Origin of the sequence: Paeniglutamicibacter terrestris (genome assembly GCF_012271785.1) — a bacterium.
Taxonomy (GTDB): Bacteria; Actinomycetota; Actinomycetes; order Actinomycetales; family Micrococcaceae; genus Paeniglutamicibacter; species Paeniglutamicibacter terrestris.
This window is the reverse complement of sequence record NZ_JAAWVT010000002.1, coordinates 217,834-244,779: the sequence shown is the minus strand read 5'-3', so window position 1 is coordinate 244,779 and position 26,946 is coordinate 217,834. Positions and strand designations below refer to the sequence as shown.

General features: G+C 61.2%; 20 protein-coding genes. 7 read left to right on the top strand and 13 right to left on the bottom strand.

The features are described 5' to 3' along the window. Nucleotide 1: 1 nt before the first annotated feature. Nucleotides 2–967, bottom strand: a complete 966-nt coding sequence (nudC, locus tag HED64_RS06850; RefSeq protein ID WP_168151321.1) for an NAD(+) diphosphatase — start codon at nt 965–967, stop codon at nt 2–4. 200 nt (nt 968–1,167) lie between these two features. Here nudC and HED64_RS06845 point away from each other — a divergent pair, with 200 nt between their 5' ends. Continuing rightward, complete coding sequence (locus HED64_RS06845) at nt 1,168–2,496, top strand: phosphotransferase (protein WP_342590666.1); 1,329 nt, start codon at nt 1,168–1,170, stop codon at nt 2,494–2,496. Nucleotides 2,497–2,566: 70 nt separating this feature from the next. Here HED64_RS06845 and HED64_RS06840 read toward each other — a convergent pair whose 3' ends face one another. The 3 genes from HED64_RS06840 to HED64_RS20035 are packed head-to-tail and all read right to left on the bottom strand — an operon-like array spanning nt 2,567 to nt 9,854. After that, complete coding sequence (locus tag HED64_RS06840) at nt 2,567–6,022, bottom strand: ATP-dependent helicase (RefSeq protein WP_168151467.1); 3,456 nt, start codon at nt 6,020–6,022, stop codon at nt 2,567–2,569. A 26-nt stretch (nt 6,023–6,048) separates the two neighbouring features. Then, nucleotides 6,049–9,423, bottom strand: a complete 3,375-nt coding sequence (locus HED64_RS06835; RefSeq protein ID WP_168151320.1) for an ATP-dependent helicase — start codon at nt 9,421–9,423, stop codon at nt 6,049–6,051. Then, nucleotides 9,423–9,854, bottom strand: coding sequence for an MGMT family protein (locus HED64_RS20035; RefSeq protein ID WP_342590664.1), 432 nt, complete (start codon nt 9,852–9,854; stop codon nt 9,423–9,425). The genes HED64_RS06835 and HED64_RS20035 overlap by 1 nt, the downstream gene beginning before the upstream one ends. A 119-nt stretch (nt 9,855–9,973) precedes the next feature. Here HED64_RS20035 and HED64_RS06825 point away from each other — a divergent pair, with 119 nt between their 5' ends. From HED64_RS06825 to HED64_RS06805, 5 genes are all read left to right on the top strand, one after another. Next, nucleotides 9,974–10,654, top strand: coding sequence for a 3'-5' exonuclease (locus HED64_RS06825; protein ID WP_168151319.1), 681 nt, complete (start codon nt 9,974–9,976; stop codon nt 10,652–10,654). 407 nt (nt 10,655–11,061) lie between these two features. Next, nucleotides 11,062–12,054, top strand: coding sequence for a methionine ABC transporter ATP-binding protein (locus tag HED64_RS06820; RefSeq protein WP_168151318.1), 993 nt, complete (start codon nt 11,062–11,064; stop codon nt 12,052–12,054). 2 nt (nt 12,055–12,056) lie between these two features. Then, nucleotides 12,057–12,737, top strand: coding sequence for a methionine ABC transporter permease (locus HED64_RS06815; protein ID WP_168151317.1), 681 nt, complete (start codon nt 12,057–12,059; stop codon nt 12,735–12,737). A gap of 133 nt (nt 12,738–12,870) precedes the next feature. Further along, nucleotides 12,871–13,722 carry a MetQ/NlpA family ABC transporter substrate-binding protein gene (locus HED64_RS06810; RefSeq protein WP_168151316.1) on the top strand — a complete coding sequence of 284 codons (852 nt, stop codon included), beginning with the start codon at nt 12,871–12,873 and terminating at the stop codon, nt 13,720–13,722. Nucleotides 13,723–13,990: 268 nt separating this feature from the next. Next, nucleotides 13,991–14,566 (top strand): MarR family winged helix-turn-helix transcriptional regulator, encoded by a 576-nt coding sequence (locus HED64_RS06805; RefSeq protein ID WP_168151315.1) that lies wholly within the window; start codon nt 13,991–13,993, stop codon nt 14,564–14,566. 13 nt (nt 14,567–14,579) lie between these two features. Here the strand turns inward: HED64_RS06805 and HED64_RS06800 are convergent, their stop codons facing one another. Continuing rightward, on the bottom strand, nt 14,580–16,055 hold the full coding sequence (locus HED64_RS06800) for an SDR family oxidoreductase (protein WP_168151314.1): 1,476 nt from the start codon (nt 16,053–16,055) through the stop codon (nt 14,580–14,582). Continuing rightward, nucleotides 16,052–16,861 (bottom strand): tryptophan-rich sensory protein, encoded by an 810-nt coding sequence (locus HED64_RS06795; RefSeq protein ID WP_168151313.1) that lies wholly within the window; start codon nt 16,859–16,861, stop codon nt 16,052–16,054. Before HED64_RS06795 ends, HED64_RS06800 begins: the two co-directional genes overlap by 4 nt. 329 nt (nt 16,862–17,190) lie before the next feature. Between HED64_RS06795 and HED64_RS06790 the strand changes: the two genes are divergently transcribed. Further along, entirely contained in the window at nt 17,191–18,582 is a 1,392-nt protein-coding gene (locus HED64_RS06790; RefSeq protein WP_168151465.1) for a cryptochrome/photolyase family protein, read from the top strand. Between the two features lie 221 nt (nt 18,583–18,803). On the opposite strand, the gene HED64_RS06785 is transcribed toward HED64_RS06790, so the two are convergent. The 7 genes from HED64_RS06785 to hemQ all read right to left on the bottom strand — a co-directional run bounded on the left by HED64_RS06785 (nt 18,804) and on the right by hemQ (nt 26,836). Then, nucleotides 18,804–20,333: an amino acid permease gene (locus tag HED64_RS06785; protein WP_168151312.1), complete on the bottom strand. Its 1,530-nt coding sequence runs from the start codon at nt 20,331–20,333 to the stop codon at nt 18,804–18,806. Nucleotides 20,334–20,722: 389 nt separating this feature from the next. Next, complete coding sequence (gene hemL / locus HED64_RS06780) at nt 20,723–22,036, bottom strand: glutamate-1-semialdehyde 2,1-aminomutase (RefSeq protein WP_168151311.1); 1,314 nt, start codon at nt 22,034–22,036, stop codon at nt 20,723–20,725. Further along, nucleotides 22,036–23,019, bottom strand: coding sequence for a porphobilinogen synthase (gene hemB, locus HED64_RS06775; RefSeq protein ID WP_168151310.1), 984 nt, complete (start codon nt 23,017–23,019; stop codon nt 22,036–22,038). The genes hemL and hemB overlap by 1 nt, the downstream gene beginning before the upstream one ends. Before the next feature lie 60 nt (nt 23,020–23,079). After that, nucleotides 23,080–23,940 (bottom strand): uroporphyrinogen-III synthase, encoded by an 861-nt coding sequence (locus HED64_RS06770; RefSeq protein WP_168151309.1) that lies wholly within the window; start codon nt 23,938–23,940, stop codon nt 23,080–23,082. A gap of 9 nt (nt 23,941–23,949) precedes the next feature. Continuing rightward, nucleotides 23,950–24,924, bottom strand: coding sequence for a hydroxymethylbilane synthase (hemC, locus tag HED64_RS06765; protein WP_168151308.1), 975 nt, complete (start codon nt 24,922–24,924; stop codon nt 23,950–23,952). Next, nucleotides 24,921–26,126 carry a ferrochelatase gene (locus tag HED64_RS06760; RefSeq protein ID WP_168151307.1) on the bottom strand — a complete coding sequence of 402 codons (1,206 nt, stop codon included), beginning with the start codon at nt 26,124–26,126 and terminating at the stop codon, nt 24,921–24,923. Before HED64_RS06760 ends, hemC begins: the two co-directional genes overlap by 4 nt. Beyond that, a complete protein-coding gene (gene hemQ, locus HED64_RS06755) occupies nt 26,123–26,836 on the bottom strand; it encodes a hydrogen peroxide-dependent heme synthase (RefSeq protein ID WP_425351788.1) in 714 nt (237 codons plus the stop codon). The genes HED64_RS06760 and hemQ overlap by 4 nt, the downstream gene beginning before the upstream one ends. Nucleotides 26,837–26,946 lie beyond the last annotated feature (110 nt).

Genomic DNA, 26,946 nt, shown 5'->3' with positions numbered 1-26,946 from the left:
CCTAGTTTTCCAAGTGTTCGGGCTGGGGCAATACGCCACCAAACCAATTTTCGATCAGTGCGCTGGCGATGGAGACACCGGCTGGCACACCAATCTCCCCGGTGCGAACGGCATCGGCTAATTCCTCACGTGTGAACCAGCGCAGGTCGATGATTTCCTCCCCATCGGGGAACAACTCGGTACCGGTGGCGATCGCGGTGAATCCGAGCATCAGTGAACGCGGGAACGGCCACGGTTGGGATCCCATGTAGCGCGGGTTTTTCACGATAACACCGGATTCTTCGGCGACTTCGCGGATGACCGCCGCCTCCAGGGACTCCCCCGGGTCAACAAATCCGGCAAGGGTGGAGAATCGAGTCCCGCCCCACGCCTTGTTGGCACCCAAAAGCAGGCGGTCGGCATCGTCGGTGATGGCAACGATGATGGCAGGATCGGTGCGTGGGAAGTGCTCTCGCCCCTCCGCCGCGCAGAATTTGACCCATCCGGAGGCACGAAGCGTCAGTGGGCCACCGCATCCCGCGCAGAAGTTTGTTGCATGATTCCAGTTGGCAATGGCTACTGCCTCAACAAATAGGCCGGCATCTCGAGCACCTAACCCGGCTGCTACATCGCGCAGGCCCAGCCATTGACCCGGGTGCAGTTCATCGGCACTCCCAGGTGCCGCCCATGCAGCGGGGGTCTGCTCGAAACTGTGTAAGACGATCTCGGTTGAGCCATCAAACCCCAGATAAATCTCTGTACCACCTTCGGGCAGATCCGCTGCGGGCATCAGCACCAGTTCACCGTCAAGTACCCGGGCGCGGCCACCAATCATCACGAGGTAGCGAGTTCTTTCGGCGGCACGCAGCGAATCGAGCCAGTCTTCTTGGGCACGGCTTTCGCAACGCCTGTCGCTGGTGGCGCGGGCTAGGGGCAAGGCGCCGAGAGCCGGGAAGCTGGTCACTGGTTGCAGCACGGAATCACTCATGGAATCAACCGTACTGAGCTTGGGGCCCCAACACCTACTCCCGGGTCCGCGTTGTGGCTATCGGCGCATAAATCAGTTCTCGCTTCCAGTACTTCCTTTGGCGTGTACGTGCCTCACTCGTGAGCGATTTACTAGCGAAAGCCACGACTCGCCGCCGCTCGAGAGCGACGGCCCGGCTGACTCGGTCTACGGTGGATGATGTGAAACGCTCTCCCATGGAACTCGCTGCCATCGCCACCGCCGCGGTACCCGGCTTGGCCCCCACGGGCGTGGCCACGCTGCCGGACGACGGCAACGACTTCGACTCAGTGCTCATTGTTGACGCCGCTAAGAACCGCTGGCGGGTGCGCTCCCCGCGCCACGAAGAAGCCAGCATGCGCCTTGAATCTGAGCTGGCGGCGCTGCGTGCCTTTTCTGCTGGCATCCGTGCCTCGCTCCCGTTCCAGTTACCCTCTGTCGCCGGTACCGTGCGGCAGGGCCCGCTGCGCACCTTCGTTTATAACTACCTGCCCGGTCGGCAGTACTCTCTTGAAGACCTGGTCTCCCTCGGCTCACGCTGCGCCCGTGACCTAGGTATCGTGATGGCCGCCATCCACTCGATGCCAGATTCGGCGATCGATCGTGCGGACCTACCCGCGTACACCGCCGAACAGGTACGCCAACGCCGGCTCAATGAACTAGATGCGGCGGCAACCACCGGAATGATTCCCTCCCGCCTGCTGCGACGTTGGGAACATGCGCTAGAGGATGTGGCCCTGTGGCGCTTTAATGCCACGGTCATCCACGGCGACCTGCACGAAGATCAACTCCTGGTGCAAGATGCCAAGGTGGTTGCGGTGAATGGCTGGACCGATCTTCAGGTCGGCGACCCCGCCGATGACTTTGCCTGGTTGGCGGCCGTGCACGAGCAATCCTTCGCCGATGCAACATTCGAAAGCTACATTTCGGTGCGCGGTGACCGTGCCGATCCGCACATCATGCGCCGCGCCTCCTTGGCCGCCGAATTTGCACTGGCGCAGTGGCTGGTTAAGGCCATCGCTGGCGGCGACGCGCAACGCATTGCCGAGGCGAAACTGATGCTCGAGGAACTAGATTCCGACATCGCCGAATACGGCGGGCAACCCATTTCTGTCGTTGAACCACCGCGTGCCCAGCGTGCTGGCAACGAAGAGGACGAGCAGCCCGTCCCGGTCTCCGCAATTAAGAACGTGGGAGTAGCGGATACTGACGAAGCGACCGATGTTGACGAAGATGAATCGGATGCGAACGACGGAGAGGTTTCGTCTCTCGAACCGGCCACCTCGGCCATGAGAATCGTTCCGGTTCCGGTGCAGGCCATCCCGTCAAAGCCGGCTAAGCCGTCAACGCCGCCGCAGCCCGTTTCAGCGCCGGCCAAGCCGTCCAACGAGCCGCGCCCCATGGTGAAGGCCGACTCCGACTCCTCGAAAAAGGAAAAGGATACGGCGGGTTCCAAGGTCATCGAGCCCGAAACCAACGCGATCCCCATTCAGAAATTGGATCCGAAGTAGCCGAGGCTACCTGCTCAATCTGTGAAGAGGCGCCAACCATTAAGGGCTGGCGCCTCTTCGCTGCTTTGCCCTAAGAGTCGCTGCGTGGTGCTTGCTGCAATTCCGCCATGGACTCGGTGATCAGGGCCTCAAGCTCGGCTTCCTCTGCCAGATCATGCGGCCTAATGGTGATGCCCGAACCCACGTAGTAGAACGCCGCACGCACCTGCGAAACCTCGATTCCGCGCAATCGTGCCCAACCCAACCGGTACACCGCTAGCTGCAGCGCCTTGATGCGTAGTTCTTCGCCTCGAGGCACCCGCCCGGTTTTCCAATCCACCAACAACCACGCGCCGTCGGCCTCTTGGAAGATTGCGTCGATGCGCCCGCGCACCGACACCGGACCGATACGCGTTTCGATGGCAGCCTCCACGTAGGCTGGCTGTCGATCGGCCCATTCGGACTCCAGGAAGGAGTTCTTCATGTCCTCCAGATCAAGAGCATCATCGATATAGGCATCCGCGGCTTCCATGTACTCGCCAAGTTCCAGCATTCCGGTGGAGTCAAAGTACTCCTCCAGCCATGCGTGGAAGGCTGTGCCACGGCGAGCGGCGGTGCCGGGACGGCGCGGGATGGGACGACGCAATTCTGCCAGCACGGTTTTTGCATCGGTGGCCAGGTCCACAAACACCGAGGCTCGCACGTGCTTGGGAATGCCGATGGTACGTTCCTCAGCAGCTTCCTGCTCGCGGCGGGCCAGCAGTAGCTCGGCTTCCTTGAACCAGTTCTTGCCCGTGGGTGTATTCCACGCAGCAGCTTCCGCCGATTCGCTCTCCTCCGTTAGGGGAGGCACACCCCGTGCGACCCGATCCGCGGCGGTGAGCACCGCTTCGGCCGCGGCCTCCAATTTGGCGCGGCGCCCCGGTGGGCGCGGGCGCAGCACACCTCCGCCGGTGATGGAGGGGCCTTCCAACGGGTCGTAGGGCCACCGAGCTTCCAACGGTTGTTCACGGAACGGGTTAGCCTCCGGCGCATCCTCATCGTCAACCCACTCTGCCACGACGGCAGCGGGCTTTTCCCCCTCGCTCAGTGGGCGCATGTCCAGCAGGAAACTCGAGGCGTCGGTGAGTTTGGTGCGCGTTCCGGTCCAGGCCGTCGCCGAGCAGATCAACAACGATTTAGCTCGGGTCAGTGCGACATAGGCAAGTCGCCGTTCCTCCAGCTCGGCATGATTCAACACCTCGGACTTGAACATGGCCTCGGCCTTCACCACGTCGAAAAGGCATTCTTGGTCGGTGTCCCATTGCGGCAAATCATGTTTGTCGCCGCGCAGTGGCCAGGGAAGAGCGGAGTCTCCGCTGGTCCAGCGCGAGTCATTAGCGCTGGGGAAAATCCCTTCATTCATGCCCGTCACGGCAACCACGTCCCATTCCAGACCCTTGGAAGCATGGATCGTCAGCAATTGCACGGCATCGGGGTTTGATTCCCCGGGGACAATTGCTAAGCCGCCTTCCTTCTCGGCCGCTGCCTCCAACCAGGTCAGGAAACCGGCAAGGTCCACCCGGGTGGAAGTGCTCGAATAGTCCTGGGCGATATCGGCAAAGGCATCGAGATGACGTCTCGCCTCGTGAATTCCCACACCTGGCTTCGCTGCAACCTCGATATCCAGGCCCATGGCGCGTTCTGTCTCGCGCAGCAGGGTGTCGAGGTCATCGTCGATAAAGCCGCGTAGATACCGCAGCTCATCACGCAGTTTTGTCAGGCGAGCCAGGGCTGTGGCGCCCAATGATCGACCATCGCCCGATACCCAGTCGGGATGTGGAAGGTAATCGAGGGCTTCGATGAGGCTCGCCGCGTCATTAAGTTCGGCTCTGGCCTCGGCGCGGGTGAGGTCCTCGGCGCTTTCGCTGGTCTCAAGGTCCTCTTTTCCCCCCTCCTTGAGCGCAAATTCTCGCCGCCTCGCCAAGAAGCGCGACCAGTCGGCAAAGGCCATGAGGTCCGCTGGCCCGATGCGCCAACGGGCGCCGGCGAGAAGCCTCAGCAGATGATCCGAGCGGTTAGGGTCAACCAGCACATTCAGCGTGGCAACGATGTCGCTGACCTCGGGCATGCTCAGCAATCCGCCGAGACCTAAGATTTCATACGGAATTCCCGCGTCCTCCAGCCCCCGCGAAATCGGAGTCAACTGCGAACGGGTGCGACAAAGCACCGCCATGGAGGGGTTGCGCCCGTGGGCGCTGGCAAATGATGCGCGTTCGATAATGAATCGAGCTGCGAGTGCTGCCGCCTCTTGCCCACCGGTGGCATATCTAGCCAATTCCACCCGGCCTTCCCCGGCGAAAGCGCTGGGTTTAAGCGCGGGGACGGAGATGCCTGCCGGTGCCACGGAATTCAACCGCGCAGAGACGGCGTTAGCGGCGGAAAGCACGTTTTTAGAGTTGCGCCAGGCGGTACTCAGATAGGCCACGGACGCAGGACGCAGTTCACTGCTTGCCCCGTCTTGCGGTGCTACCCGGGCAGGGAATTCGGTTGGGAAACGGAAGAGCTGACCGGCCGAAGCGCCACGGAAACCGTAGATTGACTGATTCGGGTCACCCACCGCGGTGAGCGCATGCCCTTCACCGAAGATGCACGAGAAGAGCACCATCTGCGCGTGCGAGGTGTCTTGGAATTCATCGAGCAGCACCACCTTGAAGCGGGCCCGTTCGCTGTGTGCCGCCTCCGGGATTTCCCGGGCAATACGAGCGGCCAGCGCCACCAGATCCCCATAGTCCAAGGCGCCGCGTGCCGCCTTGGCATGAGCATAGTCAAGGGCAAGTTCGGCGATGGTGGCACGCGTTCGCAACTTATCTAACAGTTTGCGGGCCTCCACGGAGGGGGCTGCCGGCTTATCGATCCGATACGGCAGGGACTCAAGTTGTCCCACCAGCTCGTCGATCCAAGCCTTTGCTTCCGCGGGGGCGACGAGGTGCTCAGCGCATTCCCCCGCGAAGGTCACCACGGCATCGATCAACGTGTTTTTGGAGGACGCCAGATGCTCATAGTCCCCCGTGTAACCCTCGACGACTGCCGCTGCTACCTGCCAGGCCTGAGCGGTGCCGAGTAACGCGGTATCGGACTCGACGCCGATGCGCAGCCCGTGCTCCTTGACCAACGTGTTGGCATAGGAATGGTAGGTCGAAACCGAGGGATCCAGCAGGCCTTCGGCTTCGAGTTCTAGCAGGCCAGAACGTGCCAGCTTCTCCAATTGACCGCGGATACGTTGGGCAAGTTCGCCGGCCGCCTTGCGGGTGAACGTCACGCCAAGAATTTCCTCCGGGCGCACCTTTTTGTTGGCCACCAGCCAAATGACCCGATCGGCCATGGTGGCAGTCTTTCCCGATCCAGCGCCGGCAATAACCAGCAGTGGTTCAAGCGGGGAGGAAATGATGGCCGACTGCTCGGGGGTGGGCTGATGCTGTCCGAGGATCTCGGAGAGCTCCTCCGGTGAATAGATACGCCCTTCCGGTTCCACGGTGGCCGGGCCGCCGACGACGTCCTCATGCACAGATTCGGATGGGGTTTGGGTGCGGCTCACGGCTCGGTGACCTGCCTTCCTTCGGAACACAATGGACAGATACCCGGCAAGCGGCAGTTACTCCCGCTGCGGCCACCTCGGGCTGGGTCATGGCGGGAGAGGAAATCTGCGTCACCCATCAATGCTGCGGCTGCCAGCACCATGGGTGTGGCCCAATCAGTCTCGGTGATGGCTGGTTGGGCCTGCTCGCGCGGGGACTTGGTGGTGGTTCCCAATTGCACCAACGAGGCGCCTGCTGGCACGCGAGTGAGTTCCACCGGTGTTTTTCCGGCGAGCGCACCGTTGATGATGGCCGCTTGGTAGGCGCCCAGTTGCGGGTGCTTCTCCACGTCCTTGCCGCTGGGCTGAGATTTGCCGGTCTTCAGGTCAACGACCCACGGATTGCCTGCTTCGTCTGCCTCAACGCGGTCAACCACGCCGCGCAGCAGTGCATCGCGAGGTTCGACCGCTCCTGATTCCATGTCGGCTGTCACGGCGGGAATGATGATCTCGAAGGAGATCTCGCGGCCGATCAGGGTGCGATGCTCGGTACGCATCATGACGTTGTATTGGGCCAGCTTCTTGAGCATGTCTTCGGCGCGTTCACGATCCCGTGCGCCCTCCCAGTTGCTCGGCATTTCCAGTTCTGCCCAGCGTTGCTCAAGTACTTCCAGATATTCACCGCCACTGGCTTGGGGGTGTTCCTCGGCGATTGAGTGCACCAGGGTGCCCAGAGAACGGGCAAAGTCGGTGGCAGCTTCTCCCCCGGCGGCTTGGACAAACCAGTTCAGCGGTGAGTTCATCACCGATTCAACCTTGGAGGGTGAAACCTTAACTGGTTCCCCGGTCGGTACCACCGGCCCGGTAGAGGTGATCTCCGCCAAGCCCCACCAGCTGGCAGGATGCGCGCCACGGATCGGACGCGATGCAGCAGCCAGGGTGCCAAGTACCTCCGTGGCGTCGCTGTGCAGAGGTTCACGTGATTCGTCGAGGGCCGTGGCCTCGGCGGCTTGGCGCAATTCGGCAACCAGTGCTCCGAGGGTGCGTGGCCGCGGAACAAAGACAGGGTTGCGCCCGGTAACAGCGCCCTGTGGATCAACGATGTCGAGGAAGGAAGACGGTTGAGTATCGTCAGAAGCCACCGCGATGGCGATGACTTTGGATTTCGCGCGAGAAATCGCATTGGCGAAGGTGCGTAACTCATCTGCGCGCGTCTCGCGGATGAGCGAGGCGATATTGCGGGTGGGAAGAATTTCCGGGCCGTGTTCAATCACATCACTCAGTGCGCCACCGCCGAGCAATTCACCACGCAGTTTGGTGTTGGGCCAGATCCCTTCCTGCATCCCGGGTACCAATACCAATTCCCATTCGAGCCCTGCCGCCGCTGCGGTGGTGAGCACCTGGACGGAGGCAGCACTTCCGCCTCGATTGGCCAGAGTATCCATGGGCAGTTCTTGCCCCAACACGTGCTCAACAAATTGGGTGACGGAGGAACCGGGCAACTGGTCAACAAAGCGTTCGGCGGATTGGAAGATTGCCAGCATGGCATCAAGATCGTGGTCGGCCCGAGTACCGAGGATGCCGCCTTCCAGTGCCGCTGCACTCCACTTCTCGGCCATTCCGCTGGCCGCCCACAACGCCCAAAGTGCTGTTTCGGCGTTCATATTGCCACTACCAAGTTCGGCGAGAAGTGCTTGGTACATCCGTGCCAGGCGTCGGGCTCCTGCCGCCTCGCGACCCATGTTCCCCAAAAGTTCCAACTGATCTAGCATCCCCGTGAGCAACTCGGCACTTGAGCGGTTGCCGCCGTTGGCGACTTCGTGACGGCGCAATCCTTGGCGCAGCCGTCGCACGTCCAACGCCGAGGCGTTGGCATAGCGCGACATTAAGAGTTCTTGAAGCAGTAAAGGATCCTGTTGGGCCTCGGGGGCCAAGGCCAATTGCATCAGGTCAAGTAGCGGGCGAACCGCTGGTTCTTCCCGCAGGGGCGTTTCGGCGGGCGGGGTATTTACCGCGATGCCGGCGCCCGCAAGGTACTTGGACATGGATCGTACTTGGGAGCCATTGCGCAGAATCACGGCCATGGAATCCAGCGGGCGGTGGTGGATCAGGTGTTCTTCGAGTAGGCGCTGGGCCACGAGGCGTTGTTCGTGGATGGGCGAATCAACCAGAAGAACTTCAAGGCTGCCCGGGGGCGATGCTAGAGGAAGTGTCTCAGCTGCAGCGTTATCCGTGACCGGCCCATTTTCAGCATCGTCCACGAGTTCTGGGCTCGACGTCTGAACTTCGCCGGCTGCCTCGCTGTCGCTAGTGGCCTCCGGGAAGGAGAGGATCCTGCCCGCAACACCAGCTGCCACGGGTATGCGACGAGCGACCTGTCCCCATGCGGTGGCCAGTTCGCCATCGAGTCGGTGGGAGATCTGCAATTCCATGATGTGGGCCGGGTCCGCTTCGGTACCTAGGCGCGTCTCGAATTCTCCGAGCATGTCCGGCCGAGCACCACGGAAGCCTTGAACGACATTATCTGGCACGGCGAAGGCCATCAGGTCACGTCCCCGAGCAAGCAGCGCGAGCAAACGATGCTGGGCAGGATTGGCTTCCTGGAGGTCATCGACCATGACCAGCTGGAGGCGCTCGTGTTCAGCGTTGAGGAACTCTGGGTTCTCTTCCAGGATGTTTGCTGCCGCGGCCAATAGCCCTGCTGGGTCAAATGCCTCGGCGCTACCCAAATCCAAGAGGTCCCGATATTCCTGATAGAACTGGGCAGCGGCGACCCATTCTGGACGCTTAAGATTTTCACCCAGGTCCTGAAGCGCGCCCGCCTCAAGTCCGTGTTCGGAGATCCGGTCAAAAAGTTCTCGCAATTCCTTGCGGAAACCACGGGTGCCGATGGCTTCGCCCAGCGATTCGGGCCATGACGGGCCGGGTGTGATGCCCTGGGCATGGCCCTGAAGGAGATGTCCGATCAAGGTGTCTTGTTCGGGACCGGACAGCAGCCGAGGAGGCCGCTGGAGCTCCGGTAAGAGTCCGTCCAACCGCGCCCTGCGGATCAGGTCAAAGGCATATGCCGACCAGGTGCGTACCGCGGGTTCTGAAAAGGTTTTGTCGGTACCGGCCGAGAGGTCATCGCGCAGAAGCGCGGCTGCGGCACGTGTCGGTGAAAGCACCAGCACCCGCTGCGGATCAAGTCCTGCCGCTAGACGGGTGGTCAGCACCCGTAGCAACGTCGACGTCTTTCCGGTTCCAGGGCCTCCCAACACCAGCACGGGCCCATGACCGGGCGTCAGCTCCAGCAGTGCCTGCTGCGCCGAGTCTGCGGGCACGTGCTCCTCTGAACTCAGCTGTTCCGTGCGTGTCGGATTAGCTGTGTTGGTGGTGTCCATGTTCTCCATCAGATCATTCGAGGGTGTCGATTTGGCATCGGCAGTAATTCGGCGATGCCGTCGATGCGAGTGTGCTCCGCGTCGGTGGGTTCCCAACGGGCCACATTCATTCGGACCCGCGTCGGCGTCCTGGGTGTGCCCTCCGCTTCCCAATGGCTTTCGGCGAGCGGTTGCAAATCGCTTGGCAAGGTTCCGTTGGAGCGGATGACCCGCCACCAGGTGGCGTTGGAGTCGCCCCTACCCATGGCCTTGCCGACTTGTCGAGCTCCACCAATGCCGAGCAATTCGGCAATGTCTCCATAGGCCAGCACCTTGCCGGAGGGGATTAACTCAACGACGGCGAACACTGCCTCGTCGTAATCGAGACCCACGGCTGTGCCCGATGCACCATCTTCGGTGATCGCGGCGCCGGGACGACTGGAATCACTGCCTCGATCCACTCTTGCTCCTCGTTCGTGATGTTTCCCCAGCCTCTATTATCGGCTTCACCGCTCTCTCTTCCTCCACCACCGCGCTGCGATGGGACAAAGTGTCGTCGATTCCCGGTAGCGTTGTTTCCATGACTTCATGGCATAACCTTCCCCGCGCCGCCTTCGACCTGGAAACCACTGGTCGAGATCCACATGAGGCTCGCATCGTGACCGCGTCTATCGTCGTGGTTAATGGGCGATCAGAAATCCTGCACACCAAGGAATGGCTGGTCAACCCCGGCATTGCTATTCCTGTCGAGGCTTCAGAAATTCACGGCATCACCACCGCCAAGGCGCAAGCCGAAGGCGTGGACGCCGCTACTGCTGTCGCTGAAATCTCTGCTTACCTGGCAGATCTATTCCAAACCATGCCGGTGATGGCGTTTAACGCCGCCTACGACTTCACGGTGCTTCAGGCCGAGGCGAATCGTTACTCCTTGGAGCAGCTCAATCCAACCCCGGTTATTGACCCGTACATCGTTGACAAGCAGGTCGATAAGTACCGCCGCGGAAAGCGCACCCTCTCGGTGATGAGCGAGTTCTACGGCGTGCAGCTGCTCAACGCACACACATCGGCGGCGGATGCTGCCGCGACCATCGGTATTGCCGACGCGCAGGCAGCCAAATACCCGCAGCTTCAGATTGATCCCACAGAACTGCACGCAGCCCAGATTGGATGGGCGGCTGAACAAGCTGCCAGCCTTCAGGAATTCTTCCGTCGCAAGAACCCAGAAACTGTGGTCGATGGTCAGTGGCCGGTCAAACGCTGATCCGCTGACCTCACCGTCGAAGGCGCCGCTCCCTGAGGGAGCGGCGCCTTCGACGCTTCCGGTTGATCGCAAGGCGCGACGCCTCGGCTCATCAGATCGAGTGCAAGCCGAAGCTGAAGTGCGCTTTACAGACCAAATGCCGCAAAGATGACGCAATATTTTACGTTTTATTGCTCGCGTGAGAGGGTTCACCCTACGTTCGGGTAACCAGCCTCTCGATTTTCTCGTCGCCAGACATTGATTTCTTCGAAAAAACCGTGGAATTCGCATGGATTCAACAACTAACTACTCCGCGGCAATCATCCTTTGCAAAAAATCGACCAATGATGCGCGATTGCGCCGCATTCGTTCGATAGTGGTTGAATGTTCAGTACCCCTTTTCCTTTTGATTGCTAAGGACACCCCTTTTGATCACAGTCACCGACCTGCGCAAGGTCTACCAGCAGGGCGACCGCACGGTCGTTGCCCTTGATGGTGTTTCCTTACACGTCGAAGCCGGCCAAATTCACGGCATTATCGGCCATTCAGGTGCAGGAAAATCGACACTCGTTCGGTGCCTGACGCTGCTCGATCGCCCCACTTCTGGGTCAGTTGCTGTGAACAACAAGGAACTCGCCAACGTGTCGGATACGGATTTGCGCACCGCGAGACGACGCATCGGCATGGTCTTCCAGCACGCGAACCTCATGGATTCGCGCACCACAGCTCAAAACGTGGCCTTCCCTCTGGAATTGATCGGCACTCCCAAGTCAACGATCAACGAGAAAGTTTCAGCTCTTCTGGAACTTGTGGGCCTGACCAACTTTGCTGATGCGTACCCCTCGCAGCTTTCCGGCGGTCAGCGCCAGCGTGTGGGCATTGCCCGCGCTCTGTCCTCGGACCCCGATGTGCTGCTTTGCGACGAACCCACCAGCGCGCTGGACCCCAAGACCACCGACGAGATCCTTGCACTGATCAAGTCGGTGCGTGACAGGTTGAACCTCACGGTGTTGATCATTACCCACGAGATGAATGTGGTGAAGCAGGCTTGTGATTCGGTTTCCCTGCTAGAAGCAGGACGCATCGTTGAGCACGGCGACATCGAAAAGGTAGTTGCTAACCCGGCCGGCCGACTTTCTCAGGCATTGCTGCCCATGCCCGGGGATCTGCCCGCGCAGCTTCCAGCAGGCACGGTTCTGGACCTTCTGTACTCCGGGGCCAGCGCTGCCGAGCCAATCATCTCCTCGATCTCGCGCACCTTTAATCTTGACGTGAATGTGCTGGCAGGTTCGGTAGAGAACTTGGGTGAGCACCAATTTGCGCATCTGCGCATTCAACTTCCCGAAGGATCAGACATCAACGCCATCACCGCACACCTGATCGCCAATGGTGTCGCAGTAACCCTGAAGGAGGCTAAGTAAACATGGACTTCTTTAATGACTTGATGACCAATCCTGGTATCACCAAGGCCATGTGGCCGGCCTTCCTTGAGACGCTGCAAATGGTGGGCATCTCCGGACTTTTCACCGTTGTCGTGGGCTTGCCTCTGGGCATTTTGCTGCTGAACACCGCCAAGGGCGGCTTGACGCCAAACCGCGGGCTGAACGTATTGCTTTCGGGCATCATCGTTAACATCACCAGGTCTATCCCCTTCGCGATCCTCATGGTCTCGTTGATCCCCCTGGCCTCCGCGCTGGTGGGTACCTCGTTGGGCCCAATTGCTGCGTCGGTTTCGCTGACCATCGGCACCATCCCGTTCTTCGCTCGACTAGTGGAAACCGCTCTTCGCGATGTCTCCGCCGGCAAGATTGATGCCGCCTTGGTCATGGGTTCCACGCGCATGCAGGTGGTTCGAAAGGTCTTGGTCCCGGAAGCCATGCCGGGCATCATTGCCGCAACGACCACCACCCTTGTGACCCTCATCGGGTACTCGGCCATGGCTGGCCTCGTTGGCGGTGGCGGTCTGGGACGACTTGCTTACAACTACGGTTTCCAGCGCTATGACGCCACCATCATGATCGTTACCATCGTGATCATTGTGTTGCTGGTTCAGATCGTTCAGGTTCTCGGCGACTGGTTCGCTCGCCTGGTAGACCACCGCTAAACAGGTCGGGGTGCCGCCCCAACCTTTCAGAATTCCGACGGTTCATCCCGCCGGCGTGCAGCCAGTAGCCGCTAGCTGCTTTTGCTATCCACTGTCACCGACACTGGATCTTGATGAAAAGGAAGCGCATCCTATGCGTAAGAAACTCGCACTTGCCCTGACTGGTGTCGCCACGCTATTCGCACTGACGGCTTGCGGCGGTGGCGCCGCCACTACCCCCAGCGCGGAAGCAACACTCGACCCGGCCAACCCGACCGTCGTCAAGGTCGGTTCCAGCCCGATTCCGCAGGCCAAGATCCTCCAGTACATTGATGACAACTTGGCCAAGGATGCTGGCATCGATCTGGAAATCACCGAGATTGATGACTACCTGACGCCGAATATTGCACTCGACGACAAGACCTTGGATGCTAATTACTTCCAGACCGAGGCCTACCTGGCAGACCAAGTCAAGTCCAAGGGCTACAAGTTCGAACACGGTAAGGGCATTCACGTTGAGCCCTTGACCGTCTTCTCCAAGACGTTCAAGGACATCGCCGATGTTACCGAGGGTTCCGTTGTCCTGTTGAACAACGACCCGGTTAACCAGCTGCGTGGCCTTCGTGTGCTGGAGTCCGCTGGCTTGCTCACCGGCCTTGAGGACACCGATTCGGCACTGCTCCTTGACGGCGATGACGTGAAGAACCCGAAGAAGCTCGTTTTCAAGGAAGTTAACTCCGAACAGGTTCCGAAGTTCTACGCCGAGGACAAGACCATCGGTTTGGCAGTGATCAACGGTAATTACATCGTTCAGGCGAAGCTGAATCTGGACGAGGTTGTTGCTCAGGAGTCAGCCATCGATAACCCGAATGCCAACTTCCTCACATGGCGTGAAGGTGAAGAGACTCCGGCTATCGCCAAGCTCGAAGAGCTGTTGCACTCGGACGAGGTCCGCGATTACATCAAGAAGACCTGGACCGATGGAAGCGTCGTTCCTGCCTTCTAGTCAGTACTTTTCGGGCGTCATCTGACGGCTTGAGAACCTTTTCCGTTAGCGCGGATACAAAAACGCGGGTCGTTTCCCCTCTCAGTTTTCGAGGAGGGAAACGACCCGCTTTTTGTGTCTCGGCGTGCAGCACCACTTCGGCAGAGTCGAGAAAATCTTCCTTCGGTGAGGCGTGGAGTAGCACCTTGATGTACTGAAATGCCTAAAAGCTGACAATTCCGCCGTACCATGGGTGAGCGATTATCAACTTTTTTAGGTTTTGGACGGAATGGCAGCACTGAACAACGAGGAACTTCCCACGATCTACAACCTGGCTTCGAGCGACCCTCGAAGCGAGCTGATCGACAGGTCAACTGTGGGTGAAGACGCGTTGCAACAGATTGAGCGGATCATGGCCGAAATGGGCCGACTGCGATCTGTTGAACGAAAGATTTCTCGCGCTTCCCAGCACTACATGAACCTTAACGAGACCGATATGCGAGCAATTCGCTTCTTGATATCGGCGAAGAATACCGGCGATATAGTAACGCCCAGCGCGTTAGCAAAGCACTTGAGGGTAACCACCGCTTCGATGACAAAGATGATCGACAAGCTTGAAAGTGCGGGCCACGTGGAACGAACCGCTCACGCGACAGATCGCCGTTCACTGTGCCTTGCGGTGACAGAGGATACCCACATGGCCGCACGCGAGCAGGTCGGTCGCCACCATGCCTCCCGTTTTAGCGCTGCGGCACGGCTGACGGCCGCCGAACGTGAGGTAGTTATCCGATTCCTCTCCGAGACGGCGCAGGATATGGAATCAAGCGTCAACTCCGTGGGCGAGATACCGACTCCCAAGGCCTAGTCACCTGCGGGGCTCAGTCATCATGGTGCTGCTGCTCGTTCTCCTGGGCAGCAATAGTGATACGTCTGGCCATCGAAGAGAAGATGATTCCGTGGAACGGAAGAATCGCAGCCCAATAAAGTCGTCCGGCAAGACCCTTGGGGAAAAAGACCGCGCGTTGCCTGTAACGACTTCCCGTGCCGTTAGGTTCGACCGACAGCTCCAGCCAAGCACGACCCGGAACTCTCATTTCCGCTCTCAAACGAAGCAGTCTATCGGGCACGATCTCCTCCACCCGCCACCAATCCAGCGCATCGCCCAAAGCGAGGCGTTGCCTGCTGCGCCGTCCACGATTCAGCCCTGCTCCCCCGACAAGTTTGTCCATAACACCGCGCAGCGCCCACACTCCGGGCAACGAGTAATACCCGGTGTCTCCACCGATGCTCTGGATCACCCCAAAAACGGCTTCCGGCGAGGCAGCTGAATCGCGCTCACGCTCATCGGTATAGACGGTCTGCCCGGCCCACTGCGGATCGGAGGGCAGTGGCTCCGCCGGTGCCGCGAGCGCGTGGGCAGTGCTCCAGGTGGTTTCAACAGTGTCATTGCGCATCTTGGCCAACGCCAATTCCACCGATCGTTGATAGCCGGTGAGCCCCAGTGGCGGGCGTTTGATGATCAAATCAATGTCGCGATTGCGCATCACGCAATCGTGCTGGAGAGATTCAACCAGCGGAACGGCGAGAACGCGTGGAATGGGGGTGACCAGGTTGACCCATTGCGCCGCCAACCACGGTGTCAACACGGGAAGAGCCAAAATCACCGGCCGGCGCAGCTGTGCGGCATCGGCATAAAGACGCATCATCTCGCCGTAGCTATGGGCCTGCGGGCCTCCGATGTCGTAGGTGCCGGAAATCTCCGGCGGTAACTGAGCACACTGACTCAAGTAGTACAGTGCGTCGCGAATAGCGATGGGTTGGACCTTGTTCAGCACCCAGCGTGGAGCGGGCATCACCGGCAACACGTCGGTGAGGTGCCTGACCATTTCAAAACTGGCCGAACCAGATCCGATGATCACCCCTGCTTGCAGCGTAATCGTTGAAATACCACTGGCTTCGAGGATTCGACCCACGGTGACCCGTGAGGAAAGATGTCGACTCAGCTCACCTTCGGGGTGCAACCCGGAGAGATATACCAACCTTGAGATCCCCTGGGTTTGCGCGGCCTTCACCAGCGTGCTGGCGCAGCGTTCCTCAAGGGGCGCGAAGTTTTTGCTCCCGCTCATGGAATGCACCAGGTAGTACAGCACCGTGGCTCCCTCGCACAGTTCTTCCGTAGCTTTCAGATCGGTGAGGTCTCCCTCGACGATATGTACCTGATGGCTCCAGGGGACATCGCGGAGGGCATTTTTCCGGCGTGTGAGCACTCGGACGCTGTGACCCTGTTCCAGGAGCAAGGGCACCAATCGTCCGCCGATGTACCCGGTGGCGCCGGTAACGGCGATGACGCTCATAGCATCGCTCCGTCCATGCGGTACTTAGCTATCCGTCTTACGGCTGCCACCACAACCAAGAGCAACAGTGCGGCGGCTGCGCCGAATGCCGTCATCGCGACGGCGGGAGACTCAAGTCCCCCATCACTGCGTCCAATGCCGATCCACGCGATGCCCCAGGTCATGGCCAGTGCCGTGGCGACCCTGCCGCGTGAGAAGAGCACCGTCATCGCGCCGATCAAGGCTGCGACAACCACCAGAACACAGGCCAACGCGGGGGCCCAGGCTGCCTGGTTTCCCACTCCCATGGAGGAGAGCCACGCCGCGATATTTGCGATGGTCGCCACGCTCACCCATCCGAGGTAGGGACCGAAGGTGATGGCCATGAGCCAGAGCTCGAATCTCGACGGCCGCGGGCTCAGCATGCGCTTGAACATCATGATGAGTACCACCAGAAGAACCACAATCACCACAACACTTAGCGCCAAGAAGCCCAGTTGCACGGTGAAAATCCACAGTGCGTTGAGGATCGCCGAGGCGGCGGCCAGCGAACGGATTCGCATTTGGGTGGGGCTCATGCTGGCTCGCGGGGTCATCTGCCAGATGGCGTAGACCACCAGCGCCGTATAGATGAAGCTCCAGATGGCAAATGCACCGGTTCCCGGCGCCAGCAGAGTTGCATCTGCTCCGAGCCTGCCATCGGCTGCTTCTGCTATCGGTGTACCACCGAGAGCGCCACTGCCGATAAAGGCGCCAAGGGCTGCTACGAGAATGGATAGTGCACAAACGATTCGGATGGACAGTGAAGCTTTTATTGTTTCTTGCATCGCAGGTTCTCCTTCGTCGGGTGGTTCCTGCCGAAGTGGGATGCCCCACCGGATAAACACTAACTTGCTCAATGATCTTATAGCTAGTTAGGCTAGCAATTATCGAGATGGCGCCACAATCTACTCGCGCGTGAGAACACACGAGTTTGTGACAGGCTCTAAAAACATCACCTGCTGCCATCCCCGTCTCGCTTCCCACCAGAGGGGGCATGCCGCGGAGATCCTCATGGGTCCAGGTGCGATCAGACCGGCACCGATGAGCCCTCAGGCGCCAATCGCGGTCGAAACTAAGGGAAAGGAACAACGTGGTACACCAACCAATAAGCCTGATGTGGTTCCGCGATGACTTGCGCGTCGCCGATAACCCGGCGTTGGTGTCTGCCATGGACGCGGGCCCTACCATCGCGGTCTACCTCCTCGATGAGCAGTCCCCGGGGATCCGCCCGTTGGGAGGCGCAGCTAAGTGGTGGCTTCACCACGCACTAGAGGACCTGCGAAAGAATCTCGCGACGCTCGGGATAGAGCTAATACTTCGTCGCGGTACAGCTACGCGGCAGATCCCGGAGCTTGTGGAGCTCGCCGGAGCATCATCCCTCCACTGGAATCGCCGCTACGGAGGACCGGAACGCTCCGCCGATTCTGTTGTTATGGAGCGTGTGCGGGCCGCGGGGGCAGAGGTTCACAGCCACGCTGGCTTCCTGCTGCACGAACCATGGGTTCCGGTGACTCAGGAGTCAAAGCCCTACAGGGTCTTCACCCCGTTCTATAACGCTCTGCAGCGTTTGCCATTGCGAGAGCCGGTGCCCACACCAGAGCCCCAGCAGTCCTTGGGCTCTCTCGGTCTGCACAGCGATTCCCTCGCCGACTGGTCCCTCCTGCCCTCCCGCCCTGATTGGTCTCAGGGACTGGCAGCGGTGTGGAACCCCGGTGAAGACGATGCGCAGGAGCGCTTGAAGCTCGTGCTTGATGAGATCGCTGGCGACTACCTCGATGCTAGAGACCGCCCGGATATCGACGGAACCTCGCGGCTATCCGCGGCACTGCGCTGGGGGCATCTGAGCCCTGGGCAGGTATGGCGGGCGCTGAGCATGACGATCAGCAAACATCCACAACGGGGCACCGGCGCACAGTCCATCATGCGCCAACTGGCATGGCGCGATTTCTGCTGGAACCTGCTCTACCACCAGCCGGATTTGGCGACCACGAATTTGCGCCCCGAATATGACGACTTCGACTGGTCCTGGCCCAAGGACTCCGATTCTGGCGAGGACCACGATGATCTGATTCGGCAGTATTTCATCGCTTGGTCAACCGGGGAGACCGGCTACGGGATGGTCGATGCGGGGATGAAGCAGCTGTGGGACACGGGTTGGATGCACAACCGCGTGCGCATGGTCACCGCTAGCTTTCTGATCAAAAATCTAGGGATCCATTGGCGAGTGGGAGAAGAGTGGTTCTGGGACACGCTGGTGGATGCCGATGCGGCGTCGAACCCCGCTAATTGGCAATGGGTCGCCGGATGCGGCGCAGATGCCTCACCGTTCTTCCGGGTCTTTAACCCGGAGCTCCAAGCCAAAAAGTTCGACCCTCGGGGAACTTATGTGACCCGATTCGCCCCACTCAGCGCGCCGCAGCCCATCGTGGATCTGAAATCCTCACGCGCTGCGGCGCTGGAGTCCTATGCCGAAATGAAGGATCGTGGGACGGCCCCCGAACGATGAACGAAACCGGTTGCCGGGGGCATCCGAGGAAGCGCTCGATGGCCTTGAGGAAACAACTCCTTGTTTCACCTGTGCCGGCGACGGATGTGCCGAGATCACTTGTGGCCGAGTGAATCCATGGTCCACCGAAAACACGTAGGGCGCTTAACCGATGGGGATCGGTTAAGCGCCCTACGCGCAGAACGTCGTGGTGCCGCCAAGAAGCGGGCCCCACGGCGAAACTAGTTCTTCAAAGCCGATGCACGTTCTTCGGTTTCTTGAATGGCTTGCATCTGCGGAGCAAACTTTTCGTTGAGCCGGGAATGACGCTGCCCGTAACCGAAGTAGATTACGACGCCGACGGCCAGCCAGAGCGCAAAGTAGATCCAGGTTTCCACGGCGAGGTTAAGCATCAGGTAGGTGCACAGAAGCGCGGAGGTGATCGGGATGAAAGGACCGAAGGGAACCCGAAAAGCAGGCTTAAGATCCGGGCGCTTGCGGCGCAGGACGATGATTCCCAAGCTCACCACGACGAAGGCCGAGAGTGTGCCAATGTTGATCATTTCCTCCAACACATCAACGCGGGTCACTCCGGCAACGATGGCCACCAAGGAACCGCAGATGATCTGAATGCGTGCCGGAGTGTTTCGTTTACCGGTCTTGGAGAGCCTGTATGGAAGCAATCCATCGCGACTCATGGCCAGCACCACACGCGAGAGACCCATCAGAAGCACCATGACCACTGTGGTCAGGCCGATGAGGGAGCCTACGGCAATGACCGAGGCTGCGCCTTCATTTCCCACCAGAGTGAACGCGGTGGCCAGGTTGGGGGTGTCCACGGCTGCCAGATCCTTGTAGGAAACCATGCCGGTCAGCGCCAGGGAGACTCCGATGTAAAGCAGCGTGGTCAGCGCAAGGCCAGCAAAAATGCCTCGGGGTAGCGTTTTGCTGGGATCCTTGACCTCTTCTGCACTGGTGGCCACCACGTCGAAGCCAACAAAGGCAAAGAAGACCAGTGCCGCGCCGGCGAAGACGCCCATCATTCCGTACTGGGCCGGGGCAGCGCCGGTGGCGAAGGCAAAGAGCGATTGCTTCATGACTTCGGTGGTGCCGTCCGTCGCTGATGAGGGAACAGCATCGGGGATAAACGGGGCGTAGTTTTCGGCTTTAACGTAGAAGAAGCCGACCACGATCACAAACAGCACAACGCCGATTTTGATGACCGTGAAGACGTTTGAAACCGTGGCCGACAATTTGGTGCCAAGCACTAGCAGGATCGTGAACAAGGCCACGATCAGGAAGGGCCCCCAGCTCATGGTGACGATGCCTAATTCAATGGTGGGTGAGAGGTGTACTCCCACGAGCTGGAAGACTTCGGTGAGGTAAATGCCCCAGTATTTGGCGATCACCGCAGCAGCAGTGAACAGTTCCAGAACCAGGTTCCATCCGATGATCCACGCGACAAATTCGCCCATGGTCGCGTAGCTGAAGACATACGCCGATCCGGCCACCGGGATGGCCGTGGCAAATTCCGCGTAACACATGATCGCCATGGCGCATGTGAGGGCGGCGATGACAAAGGAAAGAGTGACGGCCGGGCCGGAGAAGTTGGCTGCGGCACGGGCACCCACGGAGAAAATACCTGCGCCTACCGCTACTGCGACGCCCATGATCATCAGGTCCCAGGTGTTAAGGGTCCTTTTGAGCTGGCGACCCGGTGCCGCGGCATCGGCCAGGAAGCTCTCCACTGGCTTGGTTCGAAAAAGATTCACAGATTTCCTCAGCGGCAATGAAACGCGAAAACTAACCGAACTAGCGTAGCGCCGCTACCAAGCAACCACATATTCGCCCACCGTGGCCGTGTTGGTGTCCCTCGGTGAGATGAACATGGCACCGGATCGGAATCTTGTGCCGTTCGAGGTCCGCCAAAAGCTTGCTGACTAGGTTTTTTGACTATTTTGCGGCTCTGTCATCAGAATCATCACGCACCCGGCATCTTCACTTTGGCCTCGACGACGTCGATCACTAACGTGGCCTAGACCTCACAAAATGCCGTTGCGGATCCCGGTATTTGCCCCCATAACCAAAGAGCCCCGGTAGTTGGTGCATCGATCACTCGATGCACCAACTACCCGGGGGCTCTGAAGACGCCGTGGTGGAACTATGCCGCGGGCACCGCGGCAGCAGCTGCACGAGCCGCCGCCGGAAGGGCCGCGAAGATCTTGTTCATGGCCTCATCGTCGTGGGCAGAGGAAAGGAACCAGGCTTCAAAGACGCTGGGTGGCAGGTAGATACCTGCGTCTAGCATCGAGTGGAAGAACGGTGCATAGCGGTAGGCTTCCTGCGCCTGTGCCTGCTCATAGTTGTGCACACCGTGCTCGGAGGTCCCGAAGGCCACCGAGAACAGGTTTCCGGCTCGCTGGATGGAGTGATCCACTCCGGCCGCGGAGAGCGCCTCGGTCAGCGCACGCTGCAGCTCCAAGGACTTTGCGTCGATGTGCGCGTAGACCTCCTCGGTGGCGTGGGTCAGCTGGGCGATGCCTGCGGCCATGGCCACCGGGTTGCCCGAGAGCGTGCCAGCCTGGTAAACCGGGCCCAGCGGAGCCAAGTAGTCCATGACCTCCGCGCGACCGCCCAGTGCGGCGGTGGGTAGCCCGCCGCCGATGACCTTGCCGAAAGTGTAAAGATCTGGGGTCCAGCCCTCGGTGCGTCCGGTCAGTCCCCAGTAGCCGGCATCCGAGGCGCGGAATCCGGTGAGTACCTCATCTAAGATCAGCAGCGCGCCGTTGGCGGTGGTGGTCTCGGACAGGAACTTGTTGAAGCCGGACTCCGGGGCGACAACACCCATGTTGCAGGGAGCGGATTCGGTGATGACCGCCGCAATCTTGTCCCCGTGCTCGGCAAACGCAGCGGTGATGGCCTCGCGATCGTTGTACGGCAGCACCAGGGTCTCGGCAGCGGTGGCGGCGGTGACGCCAGCGGAACCGGGCAGTGCCAAGGTGGCCAGACCCGAACCGGCGGCCGCAAGCAGTCCATCGAGGTGGCCGTGGTAGCAACCGGCGAACTTCACAATGAGGTCACGGCCGGTGAAGCCGCGAGCCAGACGTACCGCGGTCATGGTGGCCTCGGTGCCGGTGGAGACCATGCGCATGCGCTCAACACCACCGAAACGCCCCATGACCAGCTGCGCCAGTTTGCCCTCATCCGGAGTGGAGGCACCGAAGGATAGCCCGCGGTCAACTGCCGCGTGCACGGCATCCTGAATGGCCGGGAAGGCGTGACCCAGCAGGGCCGGACCCCACGAGCAGACCAGGTCCACGTAGGAGTTGCCGTCGGCATCTGTCAAATACGCACCCTTGGCACCCACCATAAACGGGGGTACCCCGCCGACCGAGCCGAAGGCGCGCACCGGGGAGTTCACCCCGCCGGGCATGAGCTTCTGGGCGGTGGCAAAGAGTTCTGCGGAGCTGGTCATTATTTTCCTTCTTTCAGCCACTGGGCGAGTTCACTGGCCCAGTAGGTCAATACGGTGTCGGCACCGGCGCGGCGAATGCCCAAAACTGATTCGGTGATCGCAGCACGGCGATCGATCCAGCCGTTGGCGGCGGCGGCCTCAATCATCGCGTACTCGCCGCTGATTTGGTAAGCGGAGACCGGGACTGGGGACATCGCCGCGACATCGGCCAGCACGTCAAGGTAGCTCATGGCCGGCTTAACGATGAGCATGTCGGCGCCCTCGGCCAGATCCAGTTCAACCTCGATCAGCGCCTCGCGGCGGTTCGCGGCATCCATCTGGTAGGTGCGCCGATCCCCGGTGAGCTGGGAATCCACGGCTTCACGGAACGGGCCGTAGAACGCGGAGGCGTACTTGGCGGCGTAGGCAATGATCGACACATCCTGGTATCCGGCGGTATCCAGCGCCTGGCGAATGACGGCCACCTGGCCGTCCATCATGCCCGAGGGGCCAAGCATGTGAGCGCCGGCCTCGGCCTGCGCGATCGCCATCTCACCGTAGATTTGAAGCGTGGCATCGTTATCCACGGTGCCCTTAGCGTCCAGCACACCGCAGTGTCCGTGGTCGGTAAATTCGTCCAGGCAGACATCCGACATGATGACCAGCTCATCGCCGACCTCCGCCCGGACCGCGGCGATGCCACGGTTCAGGATGCCGTCGGGGTCTACCCCGGCGCTACCCATGGCGTCGCGGGTCTCCGGAATGCCAAAGAGCATGATGCCGCCCAGGCCCAACTCAACGGCCTGCGCCGCTGCGGCCTTGAGGCTGTCCATGGTGTGCTGCACGACCCCGGGCATCGAGCTGATCGGGTTGGGTTCGCTCAGTCCCTCGCGCACAAACGCCGGAAGGATCAGCTGCTGCGGGGCGATCACGAGCTCGGCGGAGAGCCGGCGCATGGCGGGGGTGGTGCGCAGACGGCGGGGCCTGCGGGCGGGGAATGACATTCTTAGCTCCTTGTGAAGCTCGTGGGTAGGTGTTTCAAAGGGTTCGGTGGGTAAGCAAAATCAACGCGGCGGGTGGAGAGCGGCGCGCAGGGATTGCTCCCAGGCGTTGATGAGTCCATCGGGTGTTGGGAACAGAGCAGTGGCGGCGGGTTCGAGGCCGCGAGCGCGCAGCCGCGCGGCGGTGCTGTCCCCGATGGCCACCAGTGCCAGGTGCGCAGGCGGTGCCGGGATGAGAGCGAGGAAGTTTTCAACGGTGCTCGGTGAGGTGAAGAAGACCGCATCAAGTCTGCTGCAGGCATCCGGCAGGTGCTCCGGCGCCAGCAGGTAGCTGCCCTCCGGCAGTTCGGGGGCAGCTGCCGGGGCCTGCAGGGCGAGGTGCGGATTCCCCGGAGCGGGGACGGTGCGGTAGGCGATCACGATGTGTGCCGCCCAGCCTCGGGCGGCAAATCCCTCGCGCAGGGTTGTTGAGGCGATGTCGGCCTGCGGCATCAAGACGCTCGCCGGCTCCCCGGCGCGCAGCTGTTCCCATTCGGCGAGCATGCCGCGCGCCGAATGATCCTGAAGCGGCATGAAGTCCACCGGCGCACCCAGCTCGCGCAGTGCTGCGGCCGTCGCCTCACCGACCACCGCCACCTGTGTGCTGGCGGGAATCATGAGGCGCAAATTCAGTGCTTCGGCCCGGGATCTCAGCGCCCGGAGGGTATTCACCGAGGTGAGCACCAGCCAGTCGAAGTCACCGGCCAGCAATCGTGCCAGCGACGCATCAAGGGCGCGAGTGTCGGCGGGCAGCTCAAAGTCGATGAGCTGGCATACCGCGGCACACGCGCCGCGCTCGGTGAGCCGGGCCACCGTCTCCGCTGCCCGCGCGGGCTCGCGCAGCAGTAGAGCGGTGCGGTGTGCCAGCACTGAATCAGCTCTCATTCGATGCGCCTAGAGTCCCGCCAGATCGGCGGCGCCCTCGCGCAGCAGCTGCTCGGCCAAGGTGATGCCCAGGGCCTGCGCACCGTCGATGGTCAGTTGCTGCGTGGTGGCCGAGCGGCGCATGGTGTCCGAACCATCGGGGCTACACGCCACCGAGTCGAGTACCAGCGTGTCCCCCTGCACCGTGGCCAGCGCACCAATGGGCGCCGCGCAGCCGGCCTCAAGCCGAGCCAACAGCGCACGTTCGGCGGTGACAGCCAGGCGCGTGTCGACATCGTCCATGGTTTCCAGCGCCGTGTCCACGGAGGGATGTCCGCTGCCGGCCGCACGGACCTCCACGGCCAGCGAGCCCTGCCCGGGGGCCGGAAGCATGATCTCCGGGTCCAGGTACTCGGTGATGTGTGAATCCAGGCCCAGACGCTCCAGACCGGCGGCGGCCAGGATGACAGCGTCCAGGTCGCCCTGCGCGGTGCGCCCGACTCCCCCATCGTCCTTTTGCGCCGGCGAGCCCTTGACCCGGCCCAGGCGGGTTCCGACGTTGCCGCGGATATCCACGATTCTCAGATCGGGGCGGAAGGCCAACAGTTGCGCCTTGCGGCGCGGGGAGCCGGTGCCCACCGTTGCCCCTTCGGGCAGCTCGGCCAGAAACAGTCCGTCGCGGGCGCACAGGGCGTCGCGCACATCGGCTCGCTGCGGGGTCGCGGCGATGAGAAGCCCGTCGGGCTGCGTGGTGGGTAAGTCCTTGAGCGAATGCACGGCCATGTCGCAGCTGCCATCCAACAACGCCTGACGCAGGGCGGCGGCAAAGACGCCGGTGCCGCCAAGCTGGGACAGTGGACCGGTGGTCACATCCCCCTCGGTCTTCACCAACACGGTGTTATACGCGACCTGGGAGATCTCGTGCAATTGCACTGCGACATGCCCGGTCTGAGTGGTCGCCAGCGCCGAGCCACGGGTACCGATGCTGAACTCGTACTGACTCATGGTGCCGGCACCCCGACCTCGGAGTCGACGGCGGCGATGGTGGGCTTGACGGTTCCGTCGCGCATCACCTTGGCACAGCAATTCGGGCGACACACATCAAACCATGGACCTAGCTCGGCCACCGAGGAGCGGCCACTCTTCAGCGCCGTGCCATCCGGACCTGCCAAACGCTCGGAGAGTAGGTCAACCATGCCGGAGACGAAGTCCGTGTGGGTTCCCGGGGTGGGCACACGATGGAAGGCCAGGCCGAGTTCGGCGCAGCTGTCCTTCGCCTCGGTATCGAGGTCCCAGAGCACCTCCATGTGATCGGAGACGAAGCCGATGGGCACCACCACGACCCCGGCGATACCCTCGTCCTTATACTGCGCGAGCGCATCGTTGATGTCCGGTTCCAGCCACGGCACGTGCGGGGCACCGGAACGCGATTGGAAGACCAAAGAATGTTCCAGGCCCGCGGCACTGGGTACGCCGGCGAGGATCGCGTCTGCGACGGCCAGGTGCTGGGCCGAATACAGGTCGGTCTCCAGATTGGCCACCAGGTCGCGCGGGCCGGCTGCCTGCGCGTCGGAGGTCGGGATGGAGTGGGTCACGAAGACAATTTTGATCTCGCCCTCGGGGTTGCCACTGCTGCGCAGCTGCTCGCGCACCTTGGCCAGCGAATCGCTCAGGCCCTCCATGAAGGGGGTCACAAAGGCGGGGGTGTCGAAGTACTGGCGTACCTTGTCAACCTCGAGTTTGCCCTCTAGTCCCGTCTCGCGCAGGGCAACACCCAGATCTTCGCGGTATTGCCGGCAGGAGGAGTACCCGGAATAGGCGCTGGTGGAGAGCATCAGCACCTTACGGTGTCCCGCGTTGTAGATCTCGGTGATGGTTTCCGGGACATAGGGCGCCCAGTTGCGGTTGCCCCAGTAGATCGGAACGCTGATGTCCCGCGCAGCCAGCTCGGCTTCCAGGGCCGCCTTCAGCGCACGGTTCTGCGCATTAATCGGGGACACGCCACCGTTTTTGCGGTAGTGCACCGCCACCTCTTCGAGGCGCTCGTCGGGGATGCCGCGCCCCTTCGTGACGTTGCGCAGGAACGGCAGGACGTCGTCCTGACCCTCCGGTCCGCCAAAGGAGGCCAACAAGATGGCGTCATAGGCCTTCGGGGCCATGACCCCGGATTCGTCGTACCCGGTGCGAGGGTCAAAAGCCTGGCTCATCGCAGGACCTCGGCGACCTCGGCGGTGGAGATGCGGCGACCGGTGTAGAACGGGGTTTCTTCGCGCACGTGGTTGCGGGCCTCGGTGTAGCGCAGGTGGCGCATCATGTCGACCAGATCAATCATTTCCGGGGCCTCGAGGCAGATCTGCCATTCGAAGTCACTGAAGGAGAAAGCGGCGACGGTATTGGCCAGCACGGTCGGGAAATCGCGACCCAGGATGCCGTGATCGCGCAGCATCTTGCCGCGCTCTTTGGGATCCAACAGGTACCAATCATTGGAGCGGACGAACGGGTATACGGTCATCCAGGTTTCCGGGGCTACACCGCGGGCGAAGGCCGGGGAGTGATCCTTGGCAAATTCTGCCTCGCGGTGCACACCCATGGTGGAGTACACGATGGAGGTTTCGGCGAAGAGGAAGGAGCGACGAATCTTGCGCACCGCTGCCTGCAAACCCTCTGCGGTCGGGCCGTGGACCCAGGTCATCACGTCGGCGTCTTCGCGCATGGCCGAGACATCGTAGGTGCCGCGCAGCGTCACGCCGTCTTGGGCCAGCTCGGCCACCAGCGCGTCAAAGGCCTCGACGCCCTCGGTGCGGTCCAGATCCGAATCACGCTTGAAGATGGTCCACAGGGTGAAATACATGGTGGCGTCGGTACCGGCTGCTTCACGGTCGCGGATGACGGGTGAGTTGGATTCCACTGCACTCATGGGGTAATTCTCCTGTTTCTTTGCTGTGCTTCGCGTTGCGGCGAGGCACTTCTCGTGGGTTTTACGACGTTGAGGTGGTTCGTGGTGTTCTTCCTGCGCAGCTCGCGTCC